This is a genomic window from Slackia sp., assembly GCF_977041755.1.
The window spans coordinates 1-5,133 of sequence record NZ_CDRRGL010000125.1 but is presented as its reverse complement, the minus strand read 5'-3'; the positions used below and the strand labels follow the sequence as shown (position 1 = coordinate 5,133).

Annotated in this window: 4 protein-coding genes, 1 tRNA gene and 1 riboswitch; of the genes, 3 read left to right on the top strand and 2 right to left on the bottom strand. The window is 57.1% G+C overall.

Annotation, left to right across the window (positions count from 1 at the left end; all coding sequences use genetic code 11):
- A partial coding sequence (locus ACWI8T_RS08080) for an ABC transporter ATP-binding protein (RefSeq protein ID WP_449138571.1) occupies window positions 1-988 on the bottom strand: 988 nt, incomplete at its 3' end.
- A gap of 249 nt (window positions 989-1,237) precedes the next feature.
- On the opposite strand from ACWI8T_RS08080, the gene ACWI8T_RS08075 reads away from it, so the two are divergent.
- Window positions 1,238-1,313, top strand: a tRNA-Arg gene (locus tag ACWI8T_RS08075).
- Window positions 1,314-1,411: 98 nt separating this feature from the next.
- Here ACWI8T_RS08075 and ACWI8T_RS08070 read toward each other — a convergent pair.
- Window positions 1,412-2,548 carry an amidohydrolase gene (locus ACWI8T_RS08070; RefSeq protein ID WP_449138570.1) on the bottom strand — a complete coding sequence of 379 codons (1,137 nt, stop codon included), beginning with the start codon at window positions 2,546-2,548 and terminating at the stop codon, window positions 1,412-1,414.
- A gap of 87 nt (window positions 2,549-2,635) precedes the next feature.
- Window positions 2,636-2,802: riboswitch (Lysine riboswitch) on the top strand.
- Between the two features lie 139 nt (window positions 2,803-2,941).
- Between ACWI8T_RS08070 and ACWI8T_RS08065 the strand changes: the two genes are divergently transcribed.
- Together ACWI8T_RS08065 and dapA are read left to right on the top strand one after the other, a co-directional pair.
- On the top strand, window positions 2,942-4,240 hold the full coding sequence (locus ACWI8T_RS08065; protein WP_449138569.1) for a diaminopimelate decarboxylase: 1,299 nt from the start codon (window positions 2,942-2,944) through the stop codon (window positions 4,238-4,240).
- A gap of 176 nt (window positions 4,241-4,416) precedes the next feature.
- A partial coding sequence (gene dapA, locus ACWI8T_RS08060; RefSeq protein WP_449138568.1) for a 4-hydroxy-tetrahydrodipicolinate synthase occupies window positions 4,417-5,133 on the top strand: 717 nt, incomplete at its 3' end.

Genomic DNA, 5,133 nt, shown 5'->3' with positions numbered 1-5,133 from the left:
AATCGTCGCTCGCTCCGCCCATGCCCATCGTCATCATGCTGGTCATGTCGAAGCCCTGGTCTTGGATTTGCAGCGGGTATTCTGAAAGCGTGTTTTCTTCGACATTCGCGATGTATTGGTTCACGCCATTCGCGAGCGACAAGATGGCCGCGATGCCAATAATGCCGATGCTGCCCGCGAAAGCGGTCATGAGTGTGCGGCCTTTTTTCGTGAGCAGGTTCTTGAATGAAAGCGAAAGCGCTGTGAAAAATGACATGCTCGTTTGACGTGCGGCTTTGGCTTCGCGGCGTGGCTCATTGCTTGCGTCGGGGTCAAAGGGTCGCGTGTCGCTTTTGATAACGCCGTCGGCGAGGTTCACGATGCGTGTAGCGTATTGTTCGGCCAGCTCGGGGTTATGCGTCACCATAATTACCAAGCGGTCGCCGGCGATTTCGGTGAGCAAATCCATGATTTGCACGCTCGTTTTTGAGTCGAGGGCGCCGGTGGGTTCGTCGGCCAGGATGATTTCAGGCTCGTTGACCAGGGCGCGCGCAATGGCGACGCGCTGCATTTGGCCGCCAGAAAGTTGGCTTGGCTTCTTGTTGATATGCTCGCGAAGGCCTACCCGCTCGAGCGCCGCGCATGCTCGCTCGCGTCGCTCCGCACGCGACACGCCCGAAAGCGTGAGGGCCAATTCCACGTTTTCCAGAATGGTTTGATGGGGAATGAGGTTATATGCCTGGAAGACGAAGCCGATGCGATTATTTCGGTAGGTGTCCCAGTCCCGATCGCGGTATTGCTTGGTGGAGATGCCATCGATGAGCAAGTCGCCCGAATCGTAATGGTCGAGGCCTCCGATGATGTTGAGCATGGTCGTTTTTCCCGAACCCGAAGGGCCTAAAATGGCGACGAATTCGTTATCGCGAAATGCGAGCGACACATGGTCGAGCGCGACCTGCGTGAAGCTGGCCGTGGTGTATGACTTGCATACGTCTTTGAGTTGTAGCATGCAATGCCTTTCGAAAATGCGAAAATAATTGAGCTTCTAAAGCATTATGCCCCAATCGCCGCGGCTCGCCTTGCTTCGTTGCCCAGCCGCAAAAGAAAACGTCATGATTGAGCGGGGCGTGATCGATGAAGCTTCACTCTGGTCACAATCGCTGTTATTTATGGCCAACATCTGTTTGCTTGGCAAAAGCGAGGCGTACCTTTCTCCCGCGTGCGCGAAAGACATGCTAGAATAACAAGGTTTTCAAATGCCTCCGTAGCTCAGGGGATAGAGCACCGCTCTCCTAAAGCGGGTGTCGACGGTTCGAATCCGCCCGGGGGCACCATGATATTTTTTAAGGCCAGGCGCTGTTGCTGCCTGGCCTTTTCCTTTGTATGGCATACGGTTTGTAGTGGGCGGCTCGTTGCGGCAGGTTCGGTTTGCTTACGGAATGCGAATCAGCTTCTTGTAGGTCTCGAGCCCTGCCATGAGCACTTCCTCGTCGAAATTGAAGGTGTCGGCATGCAATGGAATGCCCGTGCCAGTTCCCAATAGAAGGAATACGCCGGGCAAGTGGCGCTGGTAGAACGCGAAGTCTTCCGCGATAAGCAGCGGCTTGGGAAGTTCGGTTACATCGATGTGGCGCGAGGCGAGCTCGAACAGTTCCTCGTTGTTCACTACGGGCGGGTAACCTTCGCTGAAGTCGACATCGACGGTACAGCCTGCTTCTGCTGCTCGGCGCTCAGCGATTTCGCGCAACGCTACTTTCGCCTCAGTGCCCATTTTCTCGCTGAAGGTGCGCAGCGTGCCTTCAATGTAGGTACGCGAAGAAATCACGTTACGCGCTTGCCCGCTTTCGAGCAGGCCGCATTTGAATGTGCAGGGTTCCTCCTGCGCACGCTTCGCCATGTAGTCGTACGCCTCGAGAATGAAGCGCATGCCTGCCTCCATGGAATCGGCGCCATCTTCGGCCTTGGCGATATGCGTAGCTTTGCCGAAGAACGTGAACGTGCTTTCGCTTGTGGCGGCAAGCAGCGCGCCGGGGCGGCTTGCGATTTGGCCTTTCGGCAAATCGGGCCACAAATGGAAGCCGAAAATGCGGTCGACGTGGTATTTCTCGAACACCCCCGATTCGCAGATGAACTGCGCGCCACCAGTGGTTTCCTCGGCGGGTTGGAATACGATGAGCACGCTGCGCTCAAGTTTGTCGAGGTTCGCGGCAATATGGCGTGCCAATCCCAGCGCCATGGCCATGTGTCCGTCGTGGCCGCAGGCGTGCATTTGCCCGTCATGCGTGGAGCAGAACGGTACGCCCGATTTTTCGGCCACGGGCAGCGCGTCCATATCGGTGCGAATGGCGGTTGCGTGCTCGCTTCCGCGATCGAACCACGCGCATACCGTGGAAGCGCACGGCTCGAACACTTCACATGGCAGCTTGTCGATAATCGAATGCACGTACGCGATGGTTTTCGGCAGATCGAAGTCAATTTCGGGAATTTGGTGCAGGTCGCGGCGGTATTGCGTGAGGTCGGCCAGCGTGGGTTCGGCAAACATGCCGCTGCAAGGTTCGCATTCGTTCATAGTGCCTCTTCGTCTAAAAGTTCCTTGAATTCTCGCGCATTATAGCCTTCGCGCTTTGACTTTAGCGCACTAAAGTGATAGTTTCATTCGAACGATAGAGGCGCGGGTACGATGGGCCTTGGGGAAGTCGGCAGGCGTTGATCCCAAAGCGAGGCAAACCCGCCGAATTCGCCTTGCCGGGCGCGGCGCGCGAATGGGTTTGCGGGAAACACCCGCAAGACTGTCTGCGAAATCGCAGGTGCGCTATCTTGCTGTGAAATGTTTTGCGCTGGTGTATGCCGCGCATGCGACGCCAGTGAGGCCGTGCCTTGCTGGCGTTTTTTTATTATGCGGTTCGGGATGAAGCCCCTTTTCCCGCCGGGCCGCGCGCAGGTTTTGAGAAAGGCGACGCGCATGAACAAGCAACCCTTCGTTTCGAAGGCCCAGCTCGATGAGATTATCGAGCATTACCCAACGCCGTTCCATCTCTATGACGAGGCGGGCATTCGCCGAAACATGGAGGCGGTGCGCGACGCGTTCGCGTGGAACCCAGGCTTCAAAGAGTATTTCGCGGTAAAGGCCACACCGAACCCGTTCCTTATCAATATCCTGCGCGATTACGGGTGCGGATGCGACTGCTCTTCGGCGACCGAGCTGCAGCTTTGCGATGCTATGGGCATTTCGGGCCACGACATTATGTTCTCGTCGAACGAAACCCCCGCGGCCGACTACGAGGCGGCTGCGAAGCTAGGTGCCATTATCAACCTCGACGATATTTCGCATATCGATTTCCTCGAACAAACGATTGGCGGCATTCCAGAAACTATCAGCTGCCGTTATAACCCCGGTGGCCTTTTCGAAATCTCGAACGGCATTATGGACAACCCGGGCGATGCCAAATACGGCATGACGACCGAGCAGCTGTTCGAGGCATTCCGCACGCTCAGGGCCAAGGGCGCCAAGCATTTCGGCATCCATGCTTTCCTGTGCAGCAATACGGTGACGAACGACTATTACCCCGAGCTCGCCGCCGTGTTGTTCAAGCTGGCTGTTCAGCTGCAGCAAGAGACGGGCGCGCACATTGAGTTTATCAACCTGTCGGGCGGCGTGGGCATTCCTTACGAGCCCGGCCAAGAGCCGAACGATATTCAAGCGATTGGTGAAGGCGTTCGCCGCGTGTATGAGGAAATCCTCGTTCCTGCTGGCATGGGCGATGTGGCGATTTTTACGGAAATGGGCCGTTTCATGATGGCCCCGTACGGCTGCCTGGTTACCACGGCCATCCACCACAAGCATATTTACAAGGAATATATCGGCGTCGATGCGTGTGCAGCGAACCTCATGCGTCCAGCGCTGTATGGTTCCTACCATCACATTACCGTGGCAGGCAAGGAAGATGCGCCGTGCAATCACGTGTACGACGTGGTGGGCGGCTTGTGCGAGAACAACGACAAATTCGCGATCGACCGCGCGCTGCCCGAAATCGAGGATGGCGACGTGCTCGTGATTCATGATACCGGCGCGCATGGCCACTCCATGGGCTATAACTACAACGGCAAGCTGCGCAGCGCTGAGCTGCTGCTTCGTGAAGACGACAGCGTGAAACTTATTCGCCGCGCCGAGACGCCAGCCGACTACTTCGCGACGCTGTATGGTTGCGACGAGCTGCTGGACGGTGCCCCTTATGACGAGGAGAAACTCAAAGGGAAATAAGCGTTGCCCGACTGGCGAAAGCCAGCGAGAGGTCGCCCGGTGTTTCGAAGAGCCCCGCCGCGCGGTCAAGCGTACTTCGATGCGTGAGGGTAAGCGCATAAGGGCTAGGCGAAGCGACCGGTGGTCTCGCATCCTCGAGCGCTTCGTCGTTTCCTAAAACGACGAAAGGAAAGAACATGGCAGACATGAAAGGCTTGAGCGGCTCCATTGTGGCGCTCGTCACGCCGTTCGCTGAAGACGGCAGCGTCGACTTTGAGGCGCTTGGCCGCCTGGTCGATTTTCATCTGGCAAACGGGACCGACGCTCTGCTCACGTTGGGCACCACGGGCGAATCGTCGACCATGTCGCATGAGGAAGACGACGAGGTGTGCAAGTTCGTCGTCGACCGCGTGGCGGGACGCGTGCCCGTTATCGCGGGCAGCGGCTCGAACAGTACGCAGACCATGCTCGAAAAGAGCCTGAGCTTCCAGAAGATGGGCGCCGATGGCCTGCTGCTCATCACGCCGTACTACAACAAGTCGAACGAAGAGGGCATCTACCGTCATTTCGCCACGGTACTCGATGCGGTTGATATTCCCTGCATCCTGTACAACGTGCCTGGTCGTACGGGGTGTTCTATTTCCGAGAAGAATGTCGCGCGCCTGGCGAAGCATCCCAACGCTTTCGGCATCAAGGAGGCTTCGGGCAATATTGGCTATGCGACGAAAATCGCGCGCTACCTGTCCGATGACTTCTGCATGTTCTCGGGCAACGATGATATCGTTTTGCCCATGATGGCGTTGGGCAGCCGCGGCGTTATTTCGGTTTGGGCGAATGTGCAGCCGAAGGAAGTGCACGACATGTGCCACGCGTGGCTCGCGGGCGATCATGCCGCCGCGTTGAAAACCCAGCTT

What these genes read in the sequence shown, in the direction of transcription:
- ACWI8T_RS08070 (WP_449138570.1), bottom strand. Translation starts at nt 2,548, where the DNA reads ATGAACGAATGCGAACCTTGCAGCGGCATGTTTGCCGAACCCACGCTG.
- ACWI8T_RS08065 (WP_449138569.1), top strand. Translation starts at nt 2,942, where the DNA reads ATGAACAAGCAACCCTTCGTTTCGAAGGCCCAGCTCGATGAGATTATC.